We start from the raw sequence: 25,339 nt of genomic DNA on the forward strand, positions 1-25,339 counted from the left end.
AGTCTTCACCTTGGTGGAGGCTCTCTTTTTATGCTTTCGTGCGCCCGTGCATCCGGTCTTTTCCCTGCCGGAGTTACTTACCCCGAGCCGAGTGGGTAATAAAACGGGAGTCTGTGCAATCGAGAACCGATGGGAATGGGAGGAAAAGATATGAAGCATTCATCCGACGGACCGATCTATGCGTACGAACCGTGGACGGTAACCGAACATACGCTGGATACCGAACAGAATCTGCGCGACGAGACGATCTTTGCGGTGGCGAACGGGTATATCGGCGTCCGGGCCAATTTCGAAGAAGGGTATTACGGACCGCTCGGCACTTCGCTGCGGGGAACCTACATCAACGGGTTCTACGAATCGGCTCCGATCGTCTACGGCGAAGAAACGTACGGCTCGGCCCATCAGCGCGAGACGATGCTGAACGTCGCCGACGGGCAGATCATCCGGATCTGGCTGGAAGACGAACCGGTGCATATGTTCCAAGGCACGCTGTTCGGTTATTGGCGGCAGCTCGACATGCGCAAAGGGACCGTGACCCGCACCATCCAGTGGCGTTCGCTCGAAGGCCGCGAAGTCGAGATCACGTTCGAACGGATGGCTTCGCTGGACGATCCGCACTTGTTCCTGCTGCGCTGCACGGTCAAGCCGATGAACTTCGACGGGAAGATCCGCTTCGAGTCGGAGATCGACGGCAACGTGGTCAACCAATCTTCGTCGGGCGATCCCCGTTCGGGTTCTTCGTTCTCGGGTCCCGTGCTGACGACGCTCGAGATGCGCGAGAACCAGACCTATATCGGCATCATGCAGCGTACGCGGGTCACCGGCTTCCATGTGTCCTGCGCGGCGGAACATAAGCTGACGGGCGGCGAATACGAGCTGGAGACCGATTCGTCGAGCGGGCGCGTCGAGAAGCGGTTTACCGTATCGGCGCAAGCCGGCGAATCGTACGCGCTGGAGAAATACGTCGCGTACCATGCTTCGGAAGAGCCGAATACCGGCGATCTGTGGAAAGAAGGCATCCGCCAGCTCGACGAAGCTTGGCAGCGCGGGTACGACAGCTACGCGGCGATTCAAGAAGGCATCCTCGACGAATTCTGGATGTCGGCCGATATCATCGTCGAAGGCGACGAAGCGCTTCAGCAGGGGCTGCGGTTCAGCGCCTACCATATGTTCCAGTCGGTCGGCCGCGACGGCCGTACGAACATGGCCGCCAAAGGTCTGACGGGCGAAGGCTACGAAGGCCATTATTTCTGGGATACGGAGATGTACGTGCTGCCGTTCTTCCTCTATACGGAACCGGAGATCGCGCGCAAGCTGCTGGATTATCGCCATTATATTCTTCCGGAAGCGAGGGAATGGGCGGAGAAGCTGAATTTCAAAGGCGCGTTGTTCCCGTGGCGGACGATCAGCGGCAAAGAAACGTCGGCGTATTTCCCGGCGGGCACCGCGCAGCTTCATATCAACGCGGATATCGCGCACGCGATCAAGATCTATAACGAAGCGGTGGACGACGCCGATTACAAATACGGAGACGGCCTGGAGATTCTGATCGAGACGAGCCGATTCTTCGCGGATTACGGCAGCTTCATTCCGGGCCGCGGTTTCTGCATCAACGGCGTGACCGGACCGGACGAGTACACGGCGCTCGTGAACAACAACGCGTATACGAACGTAATGGTCAAAGACATGTTCGAATACACCGTGCAGCTGCTGGAAGAAATGAAAGAGATGCACGAAGGCCGGTGCGAAGAGTTGTGCGACCGGATGCAGGTGAATGACGCGGAGATCGGTTCGTGGCGCAAAATGGCCGAAGAGATGTTCATCTACCGCGAGCAGGGCATGATCGGTCAAGACGATACGTTCCTGCACAAAGCGCCGTGGAATTTCGCGGACACCCCGAAAGACAAATACCCGCTGCTGCTGCATTATCATCCGATGGACATCTACCGCCATCAAGTGCTGAAGCAGGCCGATCTGGTGCTGGCGTTCCACGTGCAGCCCGACCGGTTTACCCGCGCGGAGAAAGCTCGGGCTTACCTGTATTACGAAGGCTTGACCACGCACGACTCTTCGCTGTCCGCCTGCGTGCATTCGATGGTCGCTTCGGAACTGGGCTATATGGATCAGGCTTACGAGTTCTTCATGGAAACGGCGCGGCTCGACCTCGACGACACGCACGGCAACGTCAAAGACGGGATTCATGCCGCCGCGATGGCCGGCAGCCGTCTGGCGATCGTCAGCGGTTTCGCCGGCATGAAGCAGGATGCGGATAAGCTGAGTTTCCGTCCGGTACTGCCCGGCCAATGGGAACGGTGCAGCTTCGCGCTCAAATGGAAAGGACGCCGTCTCTACGTCAGCATCACCCAAGAGTCGACGACCTACCGCGTGCTGGAAGGCGATCCGGTCAAGATCGAACACTTCGGCGTGGAAGCGGAACTGGAATCCGAACTGACGCTGCCCAATCGCGTGCTCGCCGGCGTGCTGTTCGATCTCGACGGCGTGATCACCGATACGGCGGAACTGCATTATCAAGCGTGGAAAGAACTGGCCGACGAGCTGAACATTCCGTTCGACCGCGCGTATAACGAGAAGCTCAAAGGCGTCGACCGCATGGCTTCGCTGAAGCTGATCCTGCAAAACGGCGACCGCAAGTTCTCGATCGACGAGATGCAGAAGCTGGCCGACAAGAAAAACGAACGCTACAAAGAGCTGCTGCTGACCTTGACTCCGGACGCGCTGCTGCCGGGCACGCGCAAGCTGCTGAAGGCGCTGCGGCGCGACGGCATCCGTACGGCGCTGGCTTCGGCCAGCCGCAACGCGCCGACCGTGCTCGATCGCCTCGGCGTGACCGATCTGTTCGATTACGTGGCCGACGCGGGCGCGGTGGCGCTTCAGAAGCCGGACGCGGAGATTTTCCTGAACGCCGCGGAAGGTCTGGGCGTCCATCCGCTGCGCTGCATCGGCATCGAAGACGCGGAAGCGGGCGTCGTGGCGATCCACCGCGCGGGCATGCAGGCCGTGGGCATCGGCACGGAAGAAACGCTGCCGGACGCCGATCATCACGTCGCGTCGCTCGCCGAACTGAATCCGGCGCTGCTGCGGGAATGGATGAACGAGTTTCCGAAACGCGAATTGAAAGGCTGAAGACATTGAAGAAAGGCCGCACCGGTTATCCCGAAAAGGAGACCGTGCGGTCTTTTTTTTTGCGTTTTTGCTAAAATGAAACTTTTCGCGGGGAGCGATCCGTCATAGCGGTGCAAGGAACGAGAGAGGGGAGAGAAGGTGGCCGAGACGTTGAGATGGGAAGAAACGGAGCAGCGGGCGAGCCAGCGGGAAGAAGAACGTTTCTTCGAACGGATCGACAGGCAGAGCGCCAAGCTGTACAACATTGCTTACAGTTATTTGCGAAGCGATGCGGACGCGTTGGAGATGCTTCAGGAAGCTTCGTACCGGGCATGGTCGAAGCGCGCGTCGCTCAAAGACGGGAAGCTGTTCGACTCTTGGCTGATCCGCATTCTGATCAACTGCTGCATGGACGAGCTGAGGCGTCGCAAACGGGTGATTCCGTCCGACCGCGCCGAGCAAATCCGAAGCGAGCTTCCGGCGGCGGAAATGCAAAGTTCGACCCGGCTCGACGTGGAGCGGGCGATGGAGAAGATGCCGAAGAAATACCGGCACGTGCTGGTCTTGAGGTTCTATCACGATATGACGCTAGCGGAGATTGCCCAAATCCTGAACAAGCCGGAGAGCACGGTCAAAAGTCGATTATATCGGGCATTGAAGCAGATGCGAATCCGATTGGAGCAGGAGCGTTAACAAGCGGGGAGGGATAAGGAAATGGATGCATACCGCAAAGAAGAACGGATGTTGACGGAAGCGTCGGAAGAGAGGCGTCGGGAGCGGCGGATGCCTTCGGCGGCTCAGCGCAGCGCAGCGATTCGCAGAGGCATGAACCGGGCGCAGAGCGATACGCGTCGAAGAAAAGGGGTTGTTTTCGCGGGAGCCGGAGCGGCGATTCTGGCGGCCGGCGCGCTGCTGCTCGGATACGGCGGAGGGTCGGAAGAAAGCCCGATGCCGCAGGAACCGACGAAGCAAATTCGGGCGGAAGACATGTTGAAGCTCGATCAGACGTTGGAGCCTTTTTACAAGCTGGTCTCGCGCAACGATCCGACATTGAGCGGCGCGATGCAGAGAAAAGCGGTCATGGCCGCGAATATCGTCGACGAACGCGACGGATTCGCGTTGGCGGTACGCGGCATGGTCAGGGACAGCCGCAGCGTATCTCTGTTCTATACGCTCAAAAGTCCCAACGGCGACCGGTTGTCGCTGGCCGATCCCGAGCTGCTGAACGCCGCCGACGGCGGGCAAGCGACGTTCGACGACTATTCCCGTCCGAGCGAAGAATTCGACGTATTCGAACAAGCGCAGTACGGCGTAATCACGCTGCCGCTGCTGCCGAAATACGGCGAATCCGAACGGTTTACGTTAAAAGCGCGGGCGGTATCGGGCCGCTCGGACGCGGACGACCGCAGTTTGCAGACGTTCGAGGTGCCGTTGACGTTGGCTTCGACCGCTTCGGAAGAAGAACAGCTCGTTTTCGAGCAGCCGAAAATGTTCGAAGTCGGCGGCCGGAAGTTCGCGATCGACCGGGTATTGATCACGCCGCTGCAAATTTATTTGTCTGTCGACGAAGAAAAAGGAGAGTCGTTCTCCTGGTTGGTCAATCCGCGTCTGGTCGTCACGAACGGCGGACAAGAACAGCCTTTGACGAAAAGCGCATTGTGGCTCTACCCCGGCTGGCAGCAAAACGAACGTTACGATCTGGTCTATGCCAACGTGTCGGGTACGGGTCATCCCGATTCGCTCAAACTGAGCGCGCAGGGCGTCGCGAAAGCTCCGGAGGCGGGCAGCGTGCTGGTCGTCGATACGGATAAGTCGGAAGTGCTGAAAGCCCCGGACGAAGGCTATGCAATAAATTGGGCTCCGAACGAATCCGGAAGCCGGAACTTGACGGTCACTTATCCGATCTCTTCTACAGAATGGAAGGAGGGGCAATATCTATTCTTGGATTTTTCTTTTAAAGACGGCAGCGGCAAAGAGCATCCTATTCAGCTCAATCAGAACGGAGGGGTCAGCGAGAGCATGAGCAACGGGGACGGCACCGCATATACCTTGGTTCGCCTCGAGAAATCCGATTACCCGCAGCCTCTCACCTTTAAAGTCAAAGAGGCCCCCGGATGGACGGAAGACGAGCAAGAGATTAAGCTGAAATAAGCCGGACAGCCATAAGGGAACGAAGCAGCAGCATGCCGAAGCAAAAGCGAGCGCAGCCGGACGGTCGGAAGACCGCCGGCTTTTTGCCGTGCTTTTCCGACGAAATCAAAACCGTTCGCCTACTCCGCTCCGTCTACTGTACATAATCGATTAGAAACGAAACACGTGTGAACGCATAGAGGAGGGCTGCAGGTGGGAACACCGCTAGAAATCAAACAAGACAGCGCGCGCGCGGCGGAGCTTAACGAAGAAACGTTTGTTCGAAAGATCGCGGAACACCGGCGAAAATTGTACGGAATCGCGTTCAGCTATCTGCATAACGAAGCGGACGCGCTCGAAGCGCTGCAAGAAGCGTCGTGCAAAGCATGGATCAAACGCAAAATGCTCAAAGAAGACGCGGCTTTTCTGCCGTGGATGATCCGCATTCTGATCAACTGCTGCATGGACGAACTGAGAAAGCGCAAACGGGTCGTGCCGTCCGACACCGCGGGCGAAGAACGGTTCGAAGAAAGTCGGATGGTCAGTTCCCGGCGGATCGATCTCGACCGGGCGTTGGCGCGGCTGCCGGATAAATACCGCCACGTCATCATTCTGAAATACTACCACGACATGACGCTGACCGAGGTCGCGCGCGTCTTGAAGAAGCCGGAAGGTACGGTCAAGACCTGGCTGCACAAGGCGCTCAAGCGAATGCGGGAACTGCTGTAACGCATAAACGAACAGAAAAGGAGGAAGCAGGCATGGAAAACAAACGCGAAGAACAGCTTTTCCGGCAGGAAGCGGAGCGCGAGTCTCGCGAGACGGCGAATATCGACGACGCGAAGCTGATGCGGGCGATCCGCAGCGGCGTCAAACGCGGCAGCGCCTCATCGGGACGGCGGCTGTATCGCTACGTCGGAGCGGGCGCGGCGGGTCTGGCGTTGGCGGCCGGCGTATTCATGGCGACGAACGGGTACTTGCGCCATACGGCCGTGGTCGAAGCGCCGGCCGCGGTTCAAGCGTCGGGCAACGAAGCAAGCTGGGGAGAATACGAGAATTTCCGTTCCAGCGTATCGGGAGAGCCGATTCTCGAAGACGCGCTGAGCAAAGGGGCGGTAGAGCCGCTTAAAGTCAAGACCGAAGCCGGAGGCTACGAGCTGGAATTGTACGGTGCGGTCGGAGACAGCCGAAAGTTGACGCTGCTGTACGCGATCGGAGGAGAAGACGTGCGTTCCACCGCGCTCAGCCAAGGACGGCTGATCGACGCATCGGGTACGGTCATCGGTACGCAGGAATCGCGCCGGGACTTCTACAAAGACGGCCGTTTGTACGGATACGCGACGTTCGCGCTCGAACAACCGCCGCAGGAAGAGCAGGAGAAGTCGGCGCTCGAGTTCAAGCTGGAAGCGCCGGTGTACAGCCGGACGCCGAATCCCGGTTACGACAAAGACAGCGAGAAGCTGGCGGTCTTGACGGCGGACGTCGAATTGAATCGCGAATCCGCGGCAGGCGGAATCGGTTCGTTCGAACGGGAGCTGGCCGATCGGCAGACGTTGACCGTGGACGGACAGGTGCTGCATATCGAGCAGGCGCTGATCACGCCGCAGCGCGGCTACGTCGTGCTGGTGCCCGATCCGAACAACGACAAGAACATTTCGCGGTTGGTCGGCGCCCGTTTGACGGTGACCAAAGACGGCAAGAAGACGGTGTCCGAAGGTGGCCCCGGCGTCGGGATCGTACTGACGGAGAAAGACGGTTCGAAGCGGTTCGAGTTTACGTTCAATCGGGTACCGCTGCCGAAAAATCCGGATTCCGTCACGTTCAGCGTAGAAGGCATCGAGGCGTTAAGCCGCGAAGAACAGAAACTGATCATCGATACCGCTGCCAACAAAGTCGTCCAAGCGCCGGACCCGAAAATCTCGGCGGAGCTCGAAGCGGCAGCAGACGGAACCCAGACGCTCAAAGTGAATTATCCGATCGATTCCGAGCGCGTGTTCGGCGGCGACCCGCCTTCCATGATGAATCTTGATCTGAGCTTCACCGACGCGAAAGGGAAAAAGTACCCGCTGTCGTATCCGGTCTCGGAAGACGGCATGACGGTCATGGGCGAAGTGGAACCGGGCAGCACGTCGACGTTCGCGTCGTACGTGATGGAGAAGCGGGACTATGCTCAGCCGCTGACGTTCAAGATTCTGGCTTACCCGCGAGAAATCATCGAACCCCATAGCATCGAACTGAACAGCACGGAAACCGGAATAACGGACAAAAAATAAAAAATCCATTTTGCCGAATCCGTTTGGGGGTCCCGCTCCGTCAATACTTTGATTGATTCTTTTATTATCCAGAGGAGGATGAAAATGAGAAAAAGACTTCAAGCAGCAAAACGGTTGACGGGCGCGGGAACGGCGGTTGCTTTGGCTTCGGGCATTCTGTTTACCTTGTCGGGAACGGCAGCGGTTCCGGCGCAGGCGGCTTCTGCTCCGTCCGCGGCAGCCGTCAAAGCGCCGACGGCGGAGAACAAAGATTGGGGAGCGTTCGAGAACTTCCGCAAAGCGATCGGCCAAAGCGACCCGGTACTGTCGGCCGCTTTGGATCAAGGTTACGTCGAAGCGCTGAACGATTCGGCAAGCGGAGCGGGCTATACGTTGAACGTTAAAGGCGTGATTCGAGACAGCCGCAGCCTGACGCTGCTGTACGAACTGAGCGGAGACCAAGCGTCCAAAGCGGCGGCGGCCCGGTTCGCGCTGCAAGAAGGCGGCCGGGATCTGGTAAAAGCGCAGGGACTGTCGAATTCGGTCGTGATCGGCGGCAAAGTGTACGGCTACGCTTCGTTCCGTCTGGCGGAAGCCGACGGCATGCTCGGCACGTTCAGCCTGACCGCTCCGATCTACGGCCGCACGGCGAATCCGGGCTATGATCCCGACAGCAAACTGCTGACGACGCTCAAGCTGAACGTGCAGACCGATCCGACGAAGTTCAGCCGGCACGAGAATAAACTGGATGCAGGCGGCACGTTAACCGTGAACGGCCAGAAGCTCGCGGTCGAAGAAGCTTACGCCACGCCGCTGCGTACCTACGTGACGCTGAAAGCGGACGAAGCCAATACGCACGACATCTTCCGTCTGACGGGCGTCCAATTGAAACTGGGCAAAAACGGCGTCGAACAAACGTCGCGTCCTCAGCTCGGCGTCTCTTACAGAGACGGTGCGCGTTATATCTTCGAATTCCCGAATCAGACGCTGCTGACCGATCCGGACAGCGTCGTGCTGCATGCGGACGGAATCGAAGCGCTCAACAAAAATCAAACGAAGCTGACGTTCGACGTTCAAAAAGGCGTCGCGAGCGCTTCGGCGATTCCGGACCTGAAAGCGAAAACGGAAGACGTATCGAAAGACGTATCCAAAATCACGTTTACGTACAAAGTGAATCCGGCGCTGTACAAAGATCCGCAAAACAGCGCTTCGCTGCTCGTGCTGGGCATGACGTTCGTCGACGCGTCCGGTCAGAAGCATCGGACGGTCGAAGCGCCCGACGGCTCGGGCTTCGGCTATTCGTACACCGACGAAGGCAGCAGCGAAGGCGCCGCGATCGTGTACGTCAAGAAAGGCAGTTATAAGCAGCCGCTGACGTTCGACATCTCGACGTATCCGAACGTGATCGCGGACGCTCAAGAGCTGAAGTTGAAATAAGCCGCTTTCTTGAATATCAAAGTTGTCTTGACAGACCGTCCGGCCGTTTCCTCAAGGGAGACGGCTTTTTTCATATCCTTTTTTCTTGCTTTGGTAAAATAAATCAATCGTTTTGCGGACATAGGGCGTCTTATAGGCATCGGATTTTGCAAAAGGTCGATACCGTCAAGCACGGAGGGGCGAAAACGTTCGCTCGGACCGTCTGCCGGTTCTGTCGGCAAGGCCGCTGCAGCGGTCAAGGCAGGAGGGGAAAAAGAATGGAAAACAGGATGGACAAAGCGGGAAGCGGGCACAAAGAGACGAACCGTGCCGCAAGCGCCGAAGAAGAACGTTTTTCCGCACAGGTTGCGGAGCAGCAGCGCAAGCTGTACGCGATCGCGTTCAGCTATATGCGCAGCGAGACGGACGCGCTGGAAGCGGTGCAGGAGGCGACCTGCCGCGCATGGATCAAGCGCAAAAAGCTCAAAGATCCGGACTTGTTCGCAAGCTGGCTGGTACGGATCGTGATCAACTGCTGCATGGACGAATTGAGGCGCAGAAAGCGATCGTTTCCGACTTCCGAATTCGAAGCGCACGGAGCGGAAGAGATGCGCAGCGGCGACCGGATCGATCTGGAGAGGGCTTTCGAACGAATGAAGCCCAAGTATCGGCATCCGGTGATGCTGAAATATTATCAAGGCATGACGACGGCGGAGATCGCGAAGGTGTTGAAGAAGCCGGAAGGGACGATCAAAACGTGGCTGCGCGAAGGCTTGAAGCAGCTCAGAGGATTATTATAAGCGGGAGGTAACCCCATATGACCAATCAAGAGGAAGAACGCAAACTGCTGCGCGACGCGGAAACTTCGCAGCGGGATGCGGAGCAGGTCGGGCAGATGAGACTGGACGAGGCGGTACGCGCGGGCATCGGGCAGGGCAAAAAGCGGGCCGCGCGGCGCAAAGCCGTCTATGGCACAGGCTTCGCAGCGGCGGCTGCGGCGGCGATTATCGCATTGTCCCCGGCGCTTATGCCGGGACCGGGCGCAGAGCCGGCTGCGCAGAACGTGACGGCAGGCGCGCCGAAGAACGAACCCGCAGCGGAGCAAGCGAAAAGCGGTTACGAAAAGATCGACGATTACCGATCGAACGGCACCGATCTGAAATTCTCGTCCGCGCTTAGAAACGGATATGTATCTTCGCTCAGCGAAAGTCAGGAGCAAAACGGTTATACGGTGACGCTCAAAGGAATGGCGATGGACAAACGCGGCATGTACATGATCGTATCTCTGAAAAACGATACGCAGAAAAAAGCCCGGCTATCGCAGATCAAAGTCGATTTCGGCGATAACTATCCGGTCACTTGGCTGTCGCTCAGCAGTTCCAGCGGCGTAGCTCCAGGGACCAGCCAGAACTTCTTTATCGAAAATCAATTGGACCCGACCAAAGACTATCCCGACCAAGCGCGTTTTAACGTAGAAGTGTACAGCGGAGAATTTGGACAGCCCGAAGGCCAATCGACGAAGTTCGATATTCCGTTCACGGCAGCTACGCAGGATCTCATTCCGAAAACGCGCACGGTGGAAGTCGCCAAAGAATTGGAAGTCGATGGGCAAAAGATCCGCATCGAACGGATCGAACAATCGCCGCTCGCCACTTATGTCGATTACCGTTACGAAGAAACGAACAGCAAAAAGATCTTCGATCTGATCAATCCGCAGGTGAAACTCAGTGACGAATCAGGCAGCGACACGCCGCTTATGTGGAGAGAATACGAATCGGAAAATGGGCTGAAAACGATGGTGTTCGCGGCATCCAAAATTCAAAACGCCGAAAGCGCCAAACTGGCGGTCGAAGGGATCTCGGCCATCGAGCCGGAGGATCTCAAACTCGTCGTCAACACGGAAACCGGAGAAATCATTCAGGGCGGGGACAGCACGCTGAGCGTGCTGCCGGACAAAGAAAAAGGGACCGTAACGTTCCGAAGAGAGCTGGAGTCGGAAGGCGAAAACAGCGGATTCTCCCACCCAACCGAATTCGAGGATACGTTTACCGACGCGAAAGGCACGGTTCATGATACGCCGATCGTGAGCGAAGGGTATTCGGAAGGTTCCGGAGGCAAACAGATCGAAAGCACGGTCTACCGACTGAGCGATCCGACGATCGTGCAGCCGATCACCTTCACGCTGAAAAATTATTGGGCTCCGATCCAAGAAAAAGCCGAAGTCGAATTGTTAACGCCGCCTTTCCCGTAAACGGATTCCGAACCGTCTTGGCCCGCCGCGCGCGGACCGAGGCGGTTTGTCTTCCTTGTCCTTGCTTTGCCCGCTTGCGCCGCGGGTAAGGCTTGGCTATAGTGAAACGTAAACGAAATCGGGAGGAATGATCATGACTTATTCGCAGCGAGGCAGCTCGGAAGCCGGCGCTTCGTCGGACATCGCGCATCTGGAGTATCGGATCGGCGAACTGAACGACCGCGTACGGAGTCTGGCCGAAGAGATCGAAGGAGCGCCGGGCGGAGACGAAGAACGGCTGTCTGATCTGCGGGCGGAACTCGAACAGGCGCGGAACGAACTGAATCGACTCGAAGACGAACTCGCGGCGTACGAAGATTGACGCCGCGGGTTCTTTTTTTGCAGGCAAAAAGAAGACGCGAAAAATCGGCGTCCGTCCCTGCTCGGCTGCGCGAAAACGCCGAACGCGGACGGACGCCGATTCTCGGCCGAGGCGGATTCGACCTTAAAGTTCGATCCTCGAAGCGTCCCGATAATAAAGACGGAACAAAATGTCCTGATTATAGTTGCCGAAGCCGCTGCCGAACAGCGTGACTCCGCCGACGTGCTGGGCTTCGCTGCGCACGCCGATCCGGAATTTCCATTCTTTGCTCGAAGGCGAGATCTGATCGAGCGTGACCGAAGACAGCGGCGTGCCGTCCATGAACGTGCCGTTCTTGTTGATCTTGACTCTTTTGAGCAGTCCGTATTGATTGATATCGTTCGGCCACCACGCCGGAGTCAGATTGCCGCGGCGTTCGCCGTAATCGCCGGGGCTGGTCCACGTTCCGAGTTCCACGCCGTTCAGATGGAAGGTGATATCGGACGGCCAATCTTCGTTCACGCCGGGCGCTTCCGACGAGATCTCCATCGAGATCTCCAATTCTTCGGGCGTCTGGCTGGACAGCAGGAAGTTCGGCGCGCGATATTCGACGAACCCTTGGCCGAACCACAGGATCGAAGCGTTCACCCGTTCGGGCGACAGGAAAAATCTCGGGTCGTCGAATTGGCCGATCATCTTCTCCGTGGTCGCAAGCCCGCAGGTCGGATGCACTTCCCAATCGGTAAAATGGCCGATCGGAACATTGACCGGATGCACGGAACGCCGATCGCTGCCCGCTTTCGGCAAAATGATCTCGATCCGGTCTTCGGCCAGCGAGCAAACTTTGCGCGCGCCGCCGCGGCCGGCCACCCGTTCCGTACGAATCAGGCCGGCCGTTTCCAACTTGCGCACGTGCATCGTCATAATAGCGCTGCTGAGTCCGGAGGCTTCGGCCAGCTCCCGCACGTTCATCGGCCGATCGGCGAGCAGCGACAGCAGGTTGAGGCGTACTTTGCTGGCGAGCGCCTCGTAGACAGGCAGCGATTGTTCGGTAATATCGAGTTCCATAGCTTCCTCCAAGTGGTAACGATTTTCAACTATCCGATAAGCGCATCGTCTTCCTTTCAGTATATAATGAGCCGCGAACAAAAGCACGGATAAAGCATCCGATAAGCTTTTCGGTTGTCGAATTCGGGCAAATTTCGACAAGTCGGTTTCATATACGCGAAGTTCTTGTTAATAATAGTGAAAAGAAAGAAGCCCTGACGATAGAAGACAGAAAAGGAGAATGAACACATGACGGCAGTCGATCTGGATTGGGATCAGAAACGTCATTTTTATGTAGGAACGTACGCGCCGGAGGAAGAGAACGGTTTGTTTCACTGCCTGCTAAATACGGCAAACGGCGAACTGCATCGCGTATCCGGCACAGGCGGGATCGAAAATCCGTCTTATTTGACGATCAGTCCCGATCGGAACAATCTGTACGCGGCCAGCGAAAAGCAGGCCGGCGAGATTTATTCGTACACGATCGGTCCCGAACGCGAATTGAATCTGCACGACCGCAAGCTGTCCGAAGGCGCTTCGCCTTGTTACGTGGAAGTGACGCCGAACGGACGGACGCTGTTGGCGGCCAATTACGGAGGCTGCGTCGTCGCGCTCTGCATTCGCGATCGCGGGGAATTGGAACAGGCGAGCAATGTCGTGCATACCGGTTCGGGTCCTCATCCCGATCGTCAGCGGGAAGCGCACCCGCACGCGTTCGTTTCTTCGCCGTGCGGCCGATATCTGTTCGCGCCGGATCTGGGCACGGATCGGATCGTCATGTATACGCTCGAAGACGATCGGCTGTTCAAACAAGAAGATACCGTGCTGCCGCCGGGAACGGGGCCGCGCACGTTGGCCTTCCATCCCGAAGCCAAGTGGGCTTACGTCACCGGAGAACTGAACAACACGGTGACGACGTTCGATTACGATATGCCGAGCGGACGTCTGAGAGAAGCGCAGCAGCTCGATCTGCTGCCGCGAGAACAAGCGGAAGACCCGGCCAATACGGCCGCGCACGTCGCGGTTTCGCCGTGCGGCCGTTACGTCTACGTGTCCAATCGCGGAGACGACAGTGTCTCGCATTTTGCCGTCGATCCCGAGAACGGACAGCTGACCTTCGTCGAGCGCGTATCTTCGGCGGGCCGGATTCCCCGGCATTTCGCTATTACGGACGGGTTCCTGCTCGTCGCGAATCAAGAAAGCGGGAACGTGGTTTCTTTCGCGATCGGTTCGGAAGACGGGCGTCTGACGCCTACGGGCTTCGCGCTCGAATTCAATCGGCCGGTCTGCGTCTGCCCGCTGCCCGAGCCGGAAGAGCGTCATTGACAAGACGCCGGGCGGAGGAAGGAGGCGAAACGATGCGCAAATTCGACTACGATCTGGATTACGAAAAGCTTGATCTGCGCGAACATCCCGAATGGTATACGGTAGGGCGCGGCGAGCAGGGCGTGCTGATGGTGCAGCCTTACAAGAACGAGATTCTGCCGCATTGGCGCTTCAAGACGCCGGAGATCGCCCGAGAGTCGTCCGAGAAAATCTATGCCATGTTTCTGGAATACAAAGAAGCCGGCGACTTCGTCGGCATGGATATGGCGCGCAAGTTCTTGCAGATGGGATATACGCGGGCGCGTCGATACACGAATTACAAAGGCGGCCGGAAATATGCCGAGAACGGAACGCTGTCGATCCGCAAAGGCGATCCGGCCAAAGCGGAGTCCGCGCGGATTTTCAAAGAAGCGTGGGAGAAAGCGAAAACGGACGAAGATTATAAACGGATGACGAACGAACACAAGGAGAAGTACGAGCGGGAGTAGAGGCGTGCTTTCTCAGGTCCCGGCAGGATCGGAACGAAGTGCCGTTCGGACGTGCGAATATTCAAAAAAGCGACCATGAAATCCGGGACTCCCGGGCGGATTTCATGGTCGCTTTCGTATGGGAAGGGGCTGTCCGGCAGAGAACGAACCGTCTTACGTCGATCTTTCCGAAAAAAGCCGCAGAGTCCGCGCGAGATCAGCGCGGAGATAACGCCGGCTCGGGCTTGGAGCCGGTTTCGGCCGAAGCCGAAGCGGCCGGGTGGCTGCCGCGGGGGCCGAGTTCCGCGGCGGACGGGCTTTCCGCGAGGCTGAGCGTCGCGGAAACGGAAGGCCGCGCCGGAGCGATCGGGCGCAGCTGCGGGGAGCGCCCGGCGTACGGGCGCTCGCGCCGCTTGGAAGCGGCGGGGCGCAGCGCCGCCCGCGAGCGCGACCTGCGCGGCAAACAGCCACGGCGCCGCTTCCGCGCCGAGCGGCAGGTTCAGCAGCGCCGGAGCCGCCGCCAAGAGCGGCACGACGCGCCGCAGCACGGGCCGCTCGGCTCGGTAGCCCGGCTCCAGCAGCCGGGCGAGAAGTAGCGCCGCCAGCAGCCACGACAGCAGGCGGCAGAGCGGCAGCCACGCGGAGCCGCCGAGCTCCGGCTCCCGGGCGAACTGCCACGCGGCGGCGCCGGCGGCCGCGAGCAGCGCGGGCACCAGCGCCGGTTTCAGCAGGCGGAGGAAGCCGCCGCCCCAAGAAGGACGCTCTTCGCGTTCGAGCAGCACGGCCAGCTCGTGGCGGGTACGCTCCAGTTCGCGGTGGAGCGCTTCGTGCAGCAGCGGCAGGCGCTCCCGGCCGCCGCTTTGCAGATAGAGGGCCAGTTGGCCGTCCAGTTCGGACGCGAAGCCCTGCATGCCCTGGCAGCGGAGCAGCCGCTCGCGCAGGCGGCCGTCCGAAGCGGCAAGCGGCATGACGGACGAAGCGGACCTCGCTTCGTCGAGCAGCGCGGCTGCCGAACCGAGCGCGTCCAATGCCGTACGCAGCCTTCGTTCGCGACCCTCGGCGCGCCGTCTGAGCGACCGTCGGGCTTGTTCGTAGATCCATATCGCAAATGCGGCCGTCGCCAGCCAGACATACGTTTCCATTCCGATTCCCTTCCTCTCGCGTAGACCTGTCCTATCCACTATTACACAAGCCCGGGACCGCTTCAAGCTTCTTCGGGCTTTGTTTTGCGGCAAATCGGGAAAGCGGCGGCGAGATCGGCGGCCGTCCGCTTCGATGCCGAGGCGGAATCCGGCCGTGCTTTGCGCGCGATTCGCGAAGCGCCGCATTTTCGACGGCGGATTTCGACTTCGCCCGGTCGGGAGCGAAACCCGGAATTCATGGACAAAAGTATCGGGCGCGCGTACAATTCGGGACGCGGGGATTCGGGGAAGAAACGGACGGATGTCCGGCGCCGAAAACGGGTATAGGAATAAAGAAAGACGGCCGCGCGGGAAAACGCCGGCCGCTCGACCCGCCGGAAGGGCGGGCGAAAAGCGAAAGGATGGAGTTGGCATGGAATCTGCATTGATGAAAGTATTGGTACTCGGAGCGGAAGGCGCGATCGGACGCCAATTGGTGAAAGAAGCGTTGTATCGAAAATGCGAAGTCATCGCGCTGCTGCGCGACGCCTCGCTGCTGCAAGAAGAACACGCGGCGCTTGAATTCCGCGAAGGCGATCTGTTGGCTCCCGGCGCGATCGCCGAAGCGGCGCGAGGCTGCGACGCGGTGCTGAGCGCGTTCGGATCGGAACCCGGCGAAGGTCCGCTGCTGCCGGAAGCGGCGCGCCTGATCGTCGAAGGCGTTCGCGATGCGGGCGTCTCCCGGTTGATCGTGGCCGGCGGTTCGGGCACGCTGCTCACGGCGCCCGGAGTGCGCGTCATGGACGCGCCGGATTACCCGGAAGAACTGCTTCCGATCGCGCAGGCGCACGCCGACGCGTACGAGATTTTCGCGGCGAGCGAATTGGAATGGACCTATGTCAGTCCGGCCCCTTGGATCGAACCGGGCCGCCGAACGGGGAATTTCCGGATCGGCATGACGCTGCTCGTCACCGACGACGACGGGCACAGCCGAATCAGCGTCGAAGACTTCGCGGCCGCGATTATCGACGAATTGGACGATCCGAACTTTATTCGTTCGCGGTTTACCGTCGCTTATTAGGGCAAGTCTTCGCGCTTCGCGGAATCTTTTCGATATCGGGCTTTGCGCAGATCGAAAGTTCGATCGAATTCGCGACATTCGCAGCTTGCGCGCGCGTCCTTCCCGACCTTGATCCCGAAAGGAGCCGGAACACTCATGTTAATCGTAACGTCGCAGCAGATGAAACAGATCGATCGCTACACGATCGACCGGCTGGGCATTCCTTCGCTGTCGTTGATGGAATCGGCCGGCCGCGCGATCGCCGAGGAAGTGCTGGATTGGTGCCGCAGCCGACGGGGAACGGCATCGGCGGACGCTGGCCCGTCGACGTCCGTCGGCGCGGGCAGCCGTCCGGACGGTTCGCCCAAGCGGGGCGTTCGTTCGACGAGTCCGATCTTGGAAGACGCTTTGATCGCGCCGTTCGACGGCATGGAGCGGGAACATTGGTTGGTTCTGGTCGGCAAAGGCAATAACGGCGGAGACGGCTTGGTCGCCGCCCGCTATCTTCAAGACGCCGGCATGCGCGTCGAGATCCTGCTCGCCGAGGGCGCGGACCGCTTCTCGGAAGAAGCGGCCGCGCAGTTCGAAGCCGCGCGGCGCTCCGGCATTCCCGTATCGGAAATGCCGGGCGACGCCGAAGGAGGACCGGACGCTCTCGATTTCGGCCGCTATACCGGCCTGATCGACGCGCTGCTCGGCGTAGGCGCTTCCGGCGAGCCTCGCGAGCCGTACGCCGGATTGATCCGGGCCGCGAACGCTTGCGGCCTGCCGATCGTCGCCGCCGATATTCCCAGCGGCCTGAACGCCGATACGGGACAGACGGCGGACGCGTGCATCCGCGCCGTGCGCACGGTCTGCATCGCCTTCTTGAAGGCGGGGCTGGCGCAGTATCCCGGCGCGGCGGCCGCCGGCGAAGTCCGCGTGCGCGCGGTCGGCATCCCGCTCCTTGCGGCCGATCGGATCGAAGATCCGCCAAGCGCGCATCTGATCACCGAACGTTCGCTGCGCGAGACGCTCGAGATCGACACGTCGCGCAGCCGCGCGGAAGACAGCCACAAAGGCACTTACGGCCATGTGCTGATCGTCGGCGGCAGCCGTTTGATGAGCGGCGCGGGCTTCATGGCTTCGCGGGCCGCGCTGCGTATCGGCAGCGGACTGGTCACTTGGGCGCTGCCCGAAGGGCTGCTGCCGGACATCGTCGGCCATGTGCCGGAGCTGATGGTCGCCGAAGGGTCCGCAGGCGACTTCTGGCGTCGCGATTCCGCGGAGACGCTGCTTAAGCTGGCGGAGAAGATGGACGTGCTCGCGATCGGACCGGGCCTCGGCCGTTTCGACGGCGATGCCGACTGGCTCCGCGAGCTGTGGACCAAGACCGACATGCCGCTGGTCATCGACGCGGACGGCTTGAACATGTTGGCCGACGGCGGATTCTCCGCGCGGGAATGGGGCCGCCGCGAGAACGTCGTCTTGACGCCGCATCCCGGCGAGATGGGCCGTCTGCTCGGCATCCCGACCGCCGAACTTCAGGCGGACCGGATCGCGGCGGCGCGAACTTACGCCGCCGAGCACGGGGTGACGCTCGTGCTCAAAGGAGCGCGCACCGTCGTCGCTTCGCAAGACGGCGCCTTGTTCGTCAATACGACGGGACATCCCGGCATGTCTACCGGAGGCACCGGCGACGTGCTGACGGGCGCGATCTCCGGTCTGATCGCGCAGGGCTTGTCGCCGCTGCAAGCCGCCGCTTTCGGCGTCTACCTGCACGGCCGCGCCGGAGAACGCGCCGCCGAACTGCGCGAGCATCCGGCATCGCTGCTCGCCGGAGACGTGATCGAAGCGCTCTGATCCGCGCTCCGCTTCCTGCAAGACCGCCCGCCGCGAACAGGCGGACGCCCCGCGGATCGACCGGCTTTTGACGCTGACGGCCGGCGAGCGCGAGACGCCGAACGCTGCGCTTTTTCGAACAGGCCGCACGAGATTCGGCTATGCACAAACGACCGCCTTTCCTGCGCAGAAGCAGGAAAGGCGGTCGTTTTCTGATTGCGGCGACTTGCAGGATATAGAGAAGTCTATCCGTGCATGTCCACCCTATGCGGACCTATTGCGGGCTGCCGACGTTCTTACAGTCGGAAAGTCGACGCCGAGACGTTCAATTGGTCGGCCAATTGGGCGAGCGCTTGCGAAGACGAAGCGGTCTGTTCGCTGGCCGCGGCGGATTCTTCGCACGCTGTCGTGATGCTGCTCAGCGTGTGCAGCACTTCCGAAGTCTGCGCGGCTTGTTCTTCGCTGGCCGCGGCGATACCGTTGACTTTGAGCGAAGTGTTGCCTACGCGGTCGATAATGGCGTTGAACGCGCGGCCGGAATCGTTGGAATGCTCCAGGTTGTTGTTGACGGCCATGACGCTTTTCTCGATATTCATCTGCATGGACCGGATAATGGACGTGATTTCTTTGGTCGCCGCTCCGCTGCGCTCCGCGAGTTTGCGGACTTCGTCCGCGACCACGGCGAAGCCGAGGCCCGACTCGCCGGCGCGTGCCGCTTCGATCGCGGCATTCAGGGCGAGCAGATTGGTCTGCGCGGAAATATCGTCGATCACGCCGATAATATCGCCGATTTTCGCGGAATGTTCTTCGAGTTTGCCGACTTGCAGGGTGACGTCTTCCATGCTTTTCAGCGCAAGATGAATCGTTTCGCCGCCGGATTGCGCCATATCCACCGTTTCGTTGGACAGTTCGGCCGCGCCTTCGGCGCCTTTGGCAACGTCTTCGATCGCGGTCGCCATGTCTTTGAACAGTTCGTTGATGGAACGTGCCGATTGCAGTTGGATCGAAGTGCCGCCGGCAATCTGCTGCGTGCTGGCCGAGATCTGCTGCGAAGAAGCCGCCACGTTCTGCGCGGAATCCTGAATGCCGCCGATCAGGGCAGAGAGTTTGTCGAGCATGCGGTTGACGGACGCGGACAGTTGGCCGATCTCGTCTTTGGCTTGATAATTCGATTTTTCGCGCAGATCGCCTTCGGCGATTTGCTTCAACAGCTCTCCGATTCGTTTAACCGGGTTGCTGATCATGGACGTGATCAAGAATACGAGCAGGATTCCGAAGACCAGAGAGAAAGCGATCGCGACGATCGTCCACAGCGTCGCGCGCTGCACGTCTTTTTGCGAAGCCGCATCGGTAGCTTTGGCTTGTTGTTCGTTGATGACGCCCAGTTTCTCGACCGTTTCGTAGAGCAGTTTGCTGGTCGGTCCGACTTCGTCGGTTACGTATTTTTGGAAAGCGGCCGCATCCGAGGCTTCCGCGAGTTGGAGCGCATTGGCGTACAGCGTTTGATACTCCGCCCAATACTTGTCGAACTCGGCGAGCAGCTTCGTTTCTTCGGCGGTCAGCGGGCTGAGGCGGTAACTGCTAACGCTGGAGTTTACGGTTTCTTTCAGAGGTTCGATCGTTTCGGCGATTTCGTCCATGCGAGCTTTGGTCGTGGCGATGACCATGTCGCGGGACGCGACCCGCATCTTGAGCAGCGCGGTTTCCATGTTGGACAACTTATTCATCGGCATCATATTGGAGCTGTACATTTCGTTCAGGTTTTTCTTCATCATGTTGATATTGTAGAAGCCGTACAGACCCACGCCCGCTGTCAGCAACGATAACATGGCAACGACAACCATAAGCTTCGTAAAGATTTTTCGATTTCGGAACCACCGCATCCTTAATCACTCCGTTTAATTTTATTTTTCAAGACTCATCCTGCATGCAAACCGCTTCGGCTTCTTGCAAATGTCCCCTGATCCGGATATTCGGCGTCTGATCGGCGGTTGTGTGAAGGGGGAGCGGCCGCGCAAGAGCTGCTGCCGTTTGCTTGCAGGGTGTTTTGTGGTTGTTTTGATGCCTTGATATATGTATTTGTCGTCAGAGCCCCGGACGTTTTTGAGAGCTTGGAATCAAAAATGTAAAAAAATATATGTTGTATGAATTGAAAACCAATAACTAGGGTAACGCAAAAAAGCCCGCTTTTTCCGAAGAAAAAGCGGACTGGAAAGGGTTATGCTTGCTTCGTCAATCAAGCAGAAATGCCGCGATCTAATAAATTCCGATCGCTTCGCGAATGTTTATTCGGCCGCCTGTTTTTCCGTCGAAGCAGGGGCCGCGATGAATTCCCGACCTCCCATGTACGGTCGAAGCGCGGGAGGCAGGTAGATCGAGCCGTCTTCGCGCTGATGATTTTCGAGCAGCGGAATCAGCAGGCGGGGAACGGCGGCCGCCGTATTGTTCAGCGTATGCGCGTAGTGCAGCTTGCCGTCTTCGCCTTTGTACCGAAGTCCGGCGCGGCGCGCTTGAAAGTCTCCGACGTTCGAAGCCGAATGCGTTTCGCCGTAAGCGCCGCGGCTCGGCATCCAAGTCTCGATATCGTACTGCTTATGATTTTTCTGCGACATGTCTCCGATACAGACCGCCACTTTGCGATAAGGCAGCTCGAGCATATCCAGCAGATCTTCGGCGTTGCGCGTGATCTCTTGCAGCAGACGTTCCGATTCATCCCAATTGCCGCGGCAGATCACGACCTGTTCGACTTTGGCGAATTGATGCACCCGATACAATCCGCGCACGTCGCGTCCGGCCGAACCGACTTCGCTGCGGAAGCAAGTCGAGACGCCGGCGACCCGGATCGGTTCGTTCAGGTCGAGCGTCTCGCCTTCGAAATACGCGATCAGCGGAACTTCCGACGTTCCGACCAACCAAGCGTCTTCGCCTTCGATCCGGTAAGCCTGATCTTGTCCGCTCGGGAAAAATCCGGTTCCGTGCATCGCCCGGGTACGGACCATCAGCGGCACGTCCATCCCGACGAATCCGCGTTCGTCGAGCAGATCGAGCGCCAATTGCTGAACGGCCCGCTGCAATTTCAACCCGTCGCCTTTCAGAAAATAGCTGCGCGCTCCGGCGACTTTGACCCCGCGTTCCGTGTCGAATAAACCGAGTTTCTCGCCCAATTCGACATGGTCACGCGCTTCGAAGTCGAATTTCGGAGGCGTTCCGGTGACCGCGATCACCGCATTGTCGGCATCCGAACGTCCTTCCGGCGTATCGGCCGACACCAGATTCGGTACGCGTTCCATCAGATAACGGTAACGCTGCATCACGATATCGAGTTCCGCTTCGACGTTCGACAGTTCTTCTTTTTCGGTGCCGATCCGCGCTCTGATCGTAGTCGCTTCTTCGCGTTTGCCGGCGGCCATCAGGCTGCCGATCTCTTCGCTGCGCCGATTGCGCGAAGCCCGCAGCGTCTCGGCCCGCAGCGTCAGTTCCCGTCTGCGTTCGTCCGCGTCCAGCAGTTCCGCGATCGATACCGCGATTTTCTTGCCGTCCGCTACCCGTTGAAATTCCTCTGCCCGTTCTTTGATATGCCTGATGTCCATCATGTTCCTGCACGCTCCTTCGATAATCGGATGTAAAAAAACGCAAAAAACGCCCTCTCGTTTGGGACGAGGGGCGTGTGATCTACGCTCGCGGTGCCACCCAATTTGACCGTTCCGACAGGAACGATCCGCTCTGGAGTTTCGCGGTAACGGGCGAAAGCCGGTTGACTTAGGGAAGCTGCCGTCTCGGCGCGGAAACGCGGCGATGAGCAAGCCCTTGACGAAAACGCCTCGGAGTTGGATGCTCGTCATCGGCATGGTGGCATGTGAAATTATGAGTCTCAGTATAGCGCCGCTCGTCCCGCTCGTCAACCCGCGCCTTGCGCGAAATACCCGACGGGCAGAACGAAGCGCCCCCGGATAAAGCCAAAAAAAAGAGGCCCGGATTCGGAAGAATCCGGAGCCTTAACGCGTATCGCGGGATACGGTAGGGGGCGCGATACGACGGAAGGGAAGGAGAAAAGATATGATGAAGCGGGTCCCGGCAGCGGAAGCAGGTCGTGAAGTTCGTACATCGGCCGAGAGGCCGCATAACACCCGGATGGGAGAAGATCGCGGCGGCTTCGCGTCGCGAAACCGCCAAGCGTTCAGAATCGTTCATTCGAACCGGACGAAGAGGAGAGAAACTGCGAAAGTCCGATTTTGTCGAAAAGGTAACTTGCTTGCTTGGACGATGCGCCGAGTTTCGGTCTGTGCGGCGTTTTTACGGCGAATGATGCGGAATCGTCGGCGAATCGTCCGGCTGGATTCAAGCTTCGTTTCAGGCGCTGATCGCGTTGTAGCGGTTCGTCAGTTCTTCGAACCATTCTCTGTCCTTCAGCTGCAGGGCCAGATCGATCAGGTTGTTCAGTTCGCCGCGTTCCAGCTCGACATTGTCGTTGAAGCTGATGCTGGCCGAGATCGTGATGCGTTGTTCGGCGTCCGCAGAGAGGTCGATATCGACGTTCACTTCGACTTCGGCGTCCATGTATTCTTTCTTCAGGAAGTAGATCACTTCGCAGAGGATAACCGGTCTGACGTAACTTTCGAAAGAGCAGTCCATGACTTTGACCCAGTAGTGCGGATTCGAGTAGTGCAGCGTCTGTCCGGCTTCGGCATCGTTTCCGTTGTTGATGTCCTGCGTCAGCTCGAGCAGCACAGGCTCAGCTTCGAAGAATTTCGTAATTTGTTTGTGAAGAACTTCCATAATTCCTTGTGTATTCAGCGTGATCATGACTGCTGCACCTCTCTTTGGGTTATTTGTCGTTTCGTTGATTATTTTGTCGTTTTTTGTTGTTGTTTTGCCTTGTTGAATTATTTATCGGTGAAGGAAAACGAAAGTTTATAGCTTTTTAAAAAAGATTTCGTAAAATCTATTCGTAAAAGATTAATAGGAACTTCTTCCGATACGTTCCTAGGTTCGCGCAAAGCAAAAAGCACCGGAGAGTCCTATTGGACTTTCCGGTGCTGGGACCTTATTGCTTGCTGGCCGTCGGTTCGATCTTCGATCTATCGCTCCGGCGCAGGATCGTGAAAGATTCGTCGCTGTCTTTATTTGTCGAGCTTCGGAAGCTTCTTGGCTTGTTCTTCGACTTCGCGAATCGGTTCTTCGTGCGTTTTGGTTTCGACTTTCTTGGACGTGAACCAACCGATCAGCGCGATCGCGACAAGAACGATATAGAACGTGGATTTCCAGATCGTGCCTTCGACGAAGTCGTGCGGCACGAGACCGATCGCGTCATGGCCGAGCGTGTGCATGGCCAGCTTGACGCCGACCCAGCCTACGATTACGAAAGCGGCCGTTTCAAGACCCGGACGGGAATGCAGCAGACCGACGAACAGGTTCGCCGCGAAACGCATGATGACGAGACCGATAAAGCCGCCCGCGAAGATGACCGCGAACTGTCCGGCGTCCAGACCGCCGATGGTGCCCCAATTGGTCGGAGGCAGGGCCACGGCCAGCGCCACGGCTGCCAAGATCGAGTCGACCGCGAACGCGAGGTCGGCCAATTCGACTTTGAACACGACGCCCCAGAAGCTGACTTTCTTTTTGCCGACGCCTTTGCCTTCCGCCGACTCTTCCGCTTCGTCGGTTTCGGACTTTTTGCTGCGAATCGCTTTAATGATATGATTCAGCGAGATGAACAGCAGGTACGCCGCGCCGATCGCCTGAATCCACCAGACGTCCACGAGGAACGAGATGATGAACAGGGAGCCGAACCGCAGCACGAACGCTCCGACGAGACCGTAGAACAAAGCTTTTTTGCGCTGTTCTTCCGGAAGAGGTTTAACCATGATCGCCAGCACGAGCGCGTTATCCGCGGCCAGCAGGCCTTCGAGCGCGATCAGAACGAGCAGTACCCATCCGTACTCCAGCATCAACGACAAATCCATGAGCTTCTCTCCTTTTAATGCGGGATAAATTCCCTTTCTCTTACGAAAAGACCCCAATAAAACAAAAGAGACTTTTACCGCCTCAGGGTACGAATGAATGACGTGACGATGCACGAATAAACAAACGTAACCTAAAGCGGTAAAAGTCTCGCTAACAACATAAATAAGTTGCCAACAAAGCCGGGGATGCGATCCCGTACTGACGACTTTGCTGTAAAAGCTACTCCCTCTTACCCGGTTAAGGAAAGATCAAGTATGCGATTGGGGTCCTGCCGTAAATTTAAACCCATCTTACTTGATCGAAACACGGTTGTCAACAATTAAAACCTAAACTGGATTTATATAGGTAAAAGTTGACACAGTCCAAAATGACATTGTCGAAACAAGTCGGATCAGGCGATCGGAACCGCTCTTTCCCATAATACGATCTCTCCGCGTTCCAGACTCTCGGGAATCCGGATCAGCCGTTGATTGGAACTGCCCCGATAGAGAAGCGACACGTCGCGCAGATCCTGCTCGAATCGCCCGTCGACCAACACTTGGCCGCGGCGCAGCAGTTCGTATTCGTCGGACCCTGGTCGCGAAGCGAGCTGTTCGAACGTATACCCGGTGTACATCCATACGTTAAGGTCGGGCAGGCTTGCTCTCGCCAGATCCAAGAACGCCGCCGCTTCGCCGGCCGAGAAGAACGGATCGCCTCCCGCCAGCGTCAGCCCGTCCAGCAGCGGATTGTCCGCCATCTCGGCGATGATCTCCTGTTGGCGGCGAAGGTCGAACGGCTCGCCGTAATCGAAGTTCCAAGTCCGCGCGCTGAAGCAGCCTTGGCAGTAATGCTTGCAGCCGCTGATGAAGACCGAGGCGCGCAGCCCTTCGCCTTCGTTGATCGATTCGGGATAATATCCGCAGATGTTCATCGCTTGAAGCCTCCTTGAGTCCAGCTCGCTTCCTTAAGTACGATACGGCGACGGCAAAAAAAGGGCGGCTGCCCGGAACGGCGGAGCAAGCTTTGCCGTTCCGGGCGA

Annotated in this window: 20 protein-coding genes; 13 read left to right on the forward strand and 7 right to left on the reverse strand. The window is 58.4% G+C overall.

Annotation, left to right across the window (positions count from 1 at the left end; all coding sequences use genetic code 11):
• The first annotated feature begins 150 nt into the window (after positions 1–150).
• The 9 genes from pgmB (at position 151) to CDO73_RS22510 (ending at position 11,533) form a co-directional block, all read left to right on the forward strand.
• A complete protein-coding gene (gene pgmB, locus CDO73_RS22470; protein ID WP_088490765.1) occupies positions 151–3,144 on the forward strand; it encodes a beta-phosphoglucomutase in 2,994 nt (997 codons plus the stop codon).
• Positions 3,145–3,294: 150 nt separating this feature from the next.
• Entirely contained in the window at positions 3,295–3,816 is a 522-nt protein-coding gene (locus tag CDO73_RS22475; RefSeq protein ID WP_179218797.1) for a sigma-70 family RNA polymerase sigma factor, read from the forward strand.
• 21 nt (positions 3,817–3,837) lie between these two features.
• A complete protein-coding gene (locus tag CDO73_RS22480; protein ID WP_088490767.1) occupies positions 3,838–5,274 on the forward strand; it encodes a hypothetical protein in 1,437 nt (478 codons plus the stop codon).
• Between the two features lie 192 nt (positions 5,275–5,466).
• Positions 5,467–5,982, forward strand: coding sequence for a sigma-70 family RNA polymerase sigma factor (locus CDO73_RS22485; RefSeq protein ID WP_088490768.1), 516 nt, complete (start codon positions 5,467–5,469; stop codon positions 5,980–5,982).
• Positions 5,983–6,014: 32 nt separating this feature from the next.
• Positions 6,015–7,526: a hypothetical protein gene (locus CDO73_RS22490; RefSeq protein WP_088490769.1), complete on the forward strand. Its 1,512-nt coding sequence runs from the start codon at positions 6,015–6,017 to the stop codon at positions 7,524–7,526.
• Positions 7,527–7,610: 84 nt separating this feature from the next.
• Complete coding sequence (locus CDO73_RS22495) at positions 7,611–8,942, forward strand: DUF4179 domain-containing protein (protein ID WP_088490770.1); 1,332 nt, start codon at positions 7,611–7,613, stop codon at positions 8,940–8,942.
• 257 nt (positions 8,943–9,199) lie between these two features.
• The gene (locus CDO73_RS22500; RefSeq protein ID WP_088490771.1) at positions 9,200–9,721 is read left to right on the forward strand and encodes a sigma-70 family RNA polymerase sigma factor; all 522 of its coding nucleotides are present in this window, start codon (positions 9,200–9,202) and stop codon (positions 9,719–9,721) included.
• Positions 9,722–9,738: 17 nt separating this feature from the next.
• A complete protein-coding gene (locus CDO73_RS22505; protein WP_088490772.1) occupies positions 9,739–11,172 on the forward strand; it encodes a DUF4179 domain-containing protein in 1,434 nt (477 codons plus the stop codon).
• Between the two features lie 133 nt (positions 11,173–11,305).
• Entirely contained in the window at positions 11,306–11,533 is a 228-nt protein-coding gene (locus CDO73_RS22510; RefSeq protein WP_143536172.1) for a hypothetical protein, read from the forward strand.
• A 123-nt stretch (positions 11,534–11,656) separates the two neighbouring features.
• Here CDO73_RS22510 and CDO73_RS22515 read toward each other — a convergent pair whose 3' ends face one another.
• A complete protein-coding gene (locus CDO73_RS22515) occupies positions 11,657–12,580 on the reverse strand; it encodes an ArsR/SmtB family transcription factor (RefSeq protein ID WP_088490774.1) in 924 nt (307 codons plus the stop codon).
• 228 nt (positions 12,581–12,808) lie between these two features.
• Between CDO73_RS22515 and CDO73_RS22520 the strand changes: the two genes are divergently transcribed.
• Positions 12,809–13,885, forward strand: coding sequence for a lactonase family protein (locus CDO73_RS22520; RefSeq protein WP_088490775.1), 1,077 nt, complete (start codon positions 12,809–12,811; stop codon positions 13,883–13,885).
• A gap of 32 nt (positions 13,886–13,917) precedes the next feature.
• Positions 13,918–14,373: a DUF4385 domain-containing protein gene (locus CDO73_RS22525; RefSeq protein WP_088490776.1), complete on the forward strand. Its 456-nt coding sequence runs from the start codon at positions 13,918–13,920 to the stop codon at positions 14,371–14,373.
• Here CDO73_RS22525 and CDO73_RS22530 read toward each other — a convergent pair.
• A complete protein-coding gene (locus CDO73_RS22530; protein ID WP_088490777.1) occupies positions 14,325–15,494 on the reverse strand; it encodes a hypothetical protein in 1,170 nt (389 codons plus the stop codon). The genes CDO73_RS22525 and CDO73_RS22530 overlap by 49 nt on opposite strands.
• Positions 15,495–15,921: 427 nt before the next feature.
• Between CDO73_RS22530 and CDO73_RS22540 the strand changes: the two genes are divergently transcribed.
• Both CDO73_RS22540 and CDO73_RS22545 read left to right on the forward strand, forming a co-directional pair.
• Complete coding sequence (locus CDO73_RS22540; RefSeq protein ID WP_088490797.1) at positions 15,922–16,554, forward strand: NAD(P)-dependent oxidoreductase; 633 nt, start codon at positions 15,922–15,924, stop codon at positions 16,552–16,554.
• A gap of 135 nt (positions 16,555–16,689) precedes the next feature.
• On the forward strand, positions 16,690–18,375 hold the full coding sequence (locus CDO73_RS22545) for an NAD(P)H-hydrate dehydratase (RefSeq protein ID WP_088490779.1): 1,686 nt from the start codon (positions 16,690–16,692) through the stop codon (positions 18,373–18,375).
• Positions 18,376–18,650: 275 nt separating this feature from the next.
• Here the strand turns inward: CDO73_RS22545 and CDO73_RS22550 are convergent, their stop codons facing one another.
• The 5 genes from CDO73_RS22550 to nrdG form a co-directional block, all read right to left on the reverse strand.
• Complete coding sequence (locus tag CDO73_RS22550) at positions 18,651–20,237, reverse strand: methyl-accepting chemotaxis protein (protein WP_088490780.1); 1,587 nt, start codon at positions 20,235–20,237, stop codon at positions 18,651–18,653.
• A 402-nt stretch (positions 20,238–20,639) separates the two neighbouring features.
• Positions 20,640–21,947 (reverse strand): serine--tRNA ligase, encoded by a 1,308-nt coding sequence (gene serS / locus CDO73_RS22555; protein WP_088490781.1) that lies wholly within the window; start codon positions 21,945–21,947, stop codon positions 20,640–20,642.
• A gap of 757 nt (positions 21,948–22,704) precedes the next feature.
• Entirely contained in the window at positions 22,705–23,157 is a 453-nt protein-coding gene (locus CDO73_RS22560) for an IDEAL domain-containing protein (protein WP_088490782.1), read from the reverse strand.
• A gap of 317 nt (positions 23,158–23,474) precedes the next feature.
• Complete coding sequence (locus tag CDO73_RS22565) at positions 23,475–24,317, reverse strand: TerC family protein (RefSeq protein ID WP_088490783.1); 843 nt, start codon at positions 24,315–24,317, stop codon at positions 23,475–23,477.
• 392 nt (positions 24,318–24,709) lie between these two features.
• Positions 24,710–25,231 carry an anaerobic ribonucleoside-triphosphate reductase activating protein gene (gene nrdG / locus CDO73_RS22570; protein WP_088490784.1) on the reverse strand — a complete coding sequence of 174 codons (522 nt, stop codon included), beginning with the start codon at positions 25,229–25,231 and terminating at the stop codon, positions 24,710–24,712.
• Between the last annotated feature and the right edge of the window lie 108 nt (positions 25,232–25,339).

The sequence above is a fragment of the Saccharibacillus sp. O23 genome (assembly GCF_002205895.1).
In the GTDB taxonomy this organism is placed as follows: Bacteria; Bacillota; Bacilli; order Paenibacillales; family Paenibacillaceae; genus Saccharibacillus.

Coding starts and splice junctions, on each gene's coding strand:
- pgmB (WP_088490765.1), top strand. CDS start 151: ATGAAGCATTCATCCGACGGACCGATCTATGCGTACGAACCGTGGACG.
- CDO73_RS22480 (WP_088490767.1), top strand. CDS start 3,838: ATGGATGCATACCGCAAAGAAGAACGGATGTTGACGGAAGCGTCGGAA.
- CDO73_RS22490 (WP_088490769.1), top strand. CDS start 6,015: ATGGAAAACAAACGCGAAGAACAGCTTTTCCGGCAGGAAGCGGAGCGC.
- CDO73_RS22495 (WP_088490770.1), top strand. CDS start 7,611: ATGAGAAAAAGACTTCAAGCAGCAAAACGGTTGACGGGCGCGGGAACG.
- CDO73_RS22500 (WP_088490771.1), top strand. CDS start 9,200: ATGGAAAACAGGATGGACAAAGCGGGAAGCGGGCACAAAGAGACGAAC.
- CDO73_RS22505 (WP_088490772.1), top strand. CDS start 9,739: ATGACCAATCAAGAGGAAGAACGCAAACTGCTGCGCGACGCGGAAACT.
- CDO73_RS22510 (WP_143536172.1), top strand. CDS start 11,306: ATGACTTATTCGCAGCGAGGCAGCTCGGAAGCCGGCGCTTCGTCGGAC.
- CDO73_RS22515 (WP_088490774.1), bottom strand. CDS start 12,580: ATGGAACTCGATATTACCGAACAATCGCTGCCTGTCTACGAGGCGCTC.
- CDO73_RS22520 (WP_088490775.1), top strand. CDS start 12,809: ATGACGGCAGTCGATCTGGATTGGGATCAGAAACGTCATTTTTATGTA.
- CDO73_RS22525 (WP_088490776.1), top strand. CDS start 13,918: ATGCGCAAATTCGACTACGATCTGGATTACGAAAAGCTTGATCTGCGC.
- CDO73_RS22530 (WP_088490777.1), bottom strand. CDS start 15,494: ATGGAAACGTATGTCTGGCTGGCGACGGCCGCATTTGCGATATGGATC.
- CDO73_RS22540 (WP_088490797.1), top strand. CDS start 15,922: ATGAAAGTATTGGTACTCGGAGCGGAAGGCGCGATCGGACGCCAATTG.
- CDO73_RS22545 (WP_088490779.1), top strand. CDS start 16,690: ATGTTAATCGTAACGTCGCAGCAGATGAAACAGATCGATCGCTACACG.
- CDO73_RS22550 (WP_088490780.1), bottom strand. CDS start 20,237: ATGCGGTGGTTCCGAAATCGAAAAATCTTTACGAAGCTTATGGTTGTC.
- serS (WP_088490781.1), bottom strand. CDS start 21,947: ATGATGGACATCAGGCATATCAAAGAACGGGCAGAGGAATTTCAACGG.
- CDO73_RS22560 (WP_088490782.1), bottom strand. CDS start 23,157: ATGATCACGCTGAATACACAAGGAATTATGGAAGTTCTTCACAAACAA.
- CDO73_RS22565 (WP_088490783.1), bottom strand. CDS start 24,317: ATGGATTTGTCGTTGATGCTGGAGTACGGATGGGTACTGCTCGTTCTG.
- nrdG (WP_088490784.1), bottom strand. CDS start 25,231: ATGAACATCTGCGGATATTATCCCGAATCGATCAACGAAGGCGAAGGG.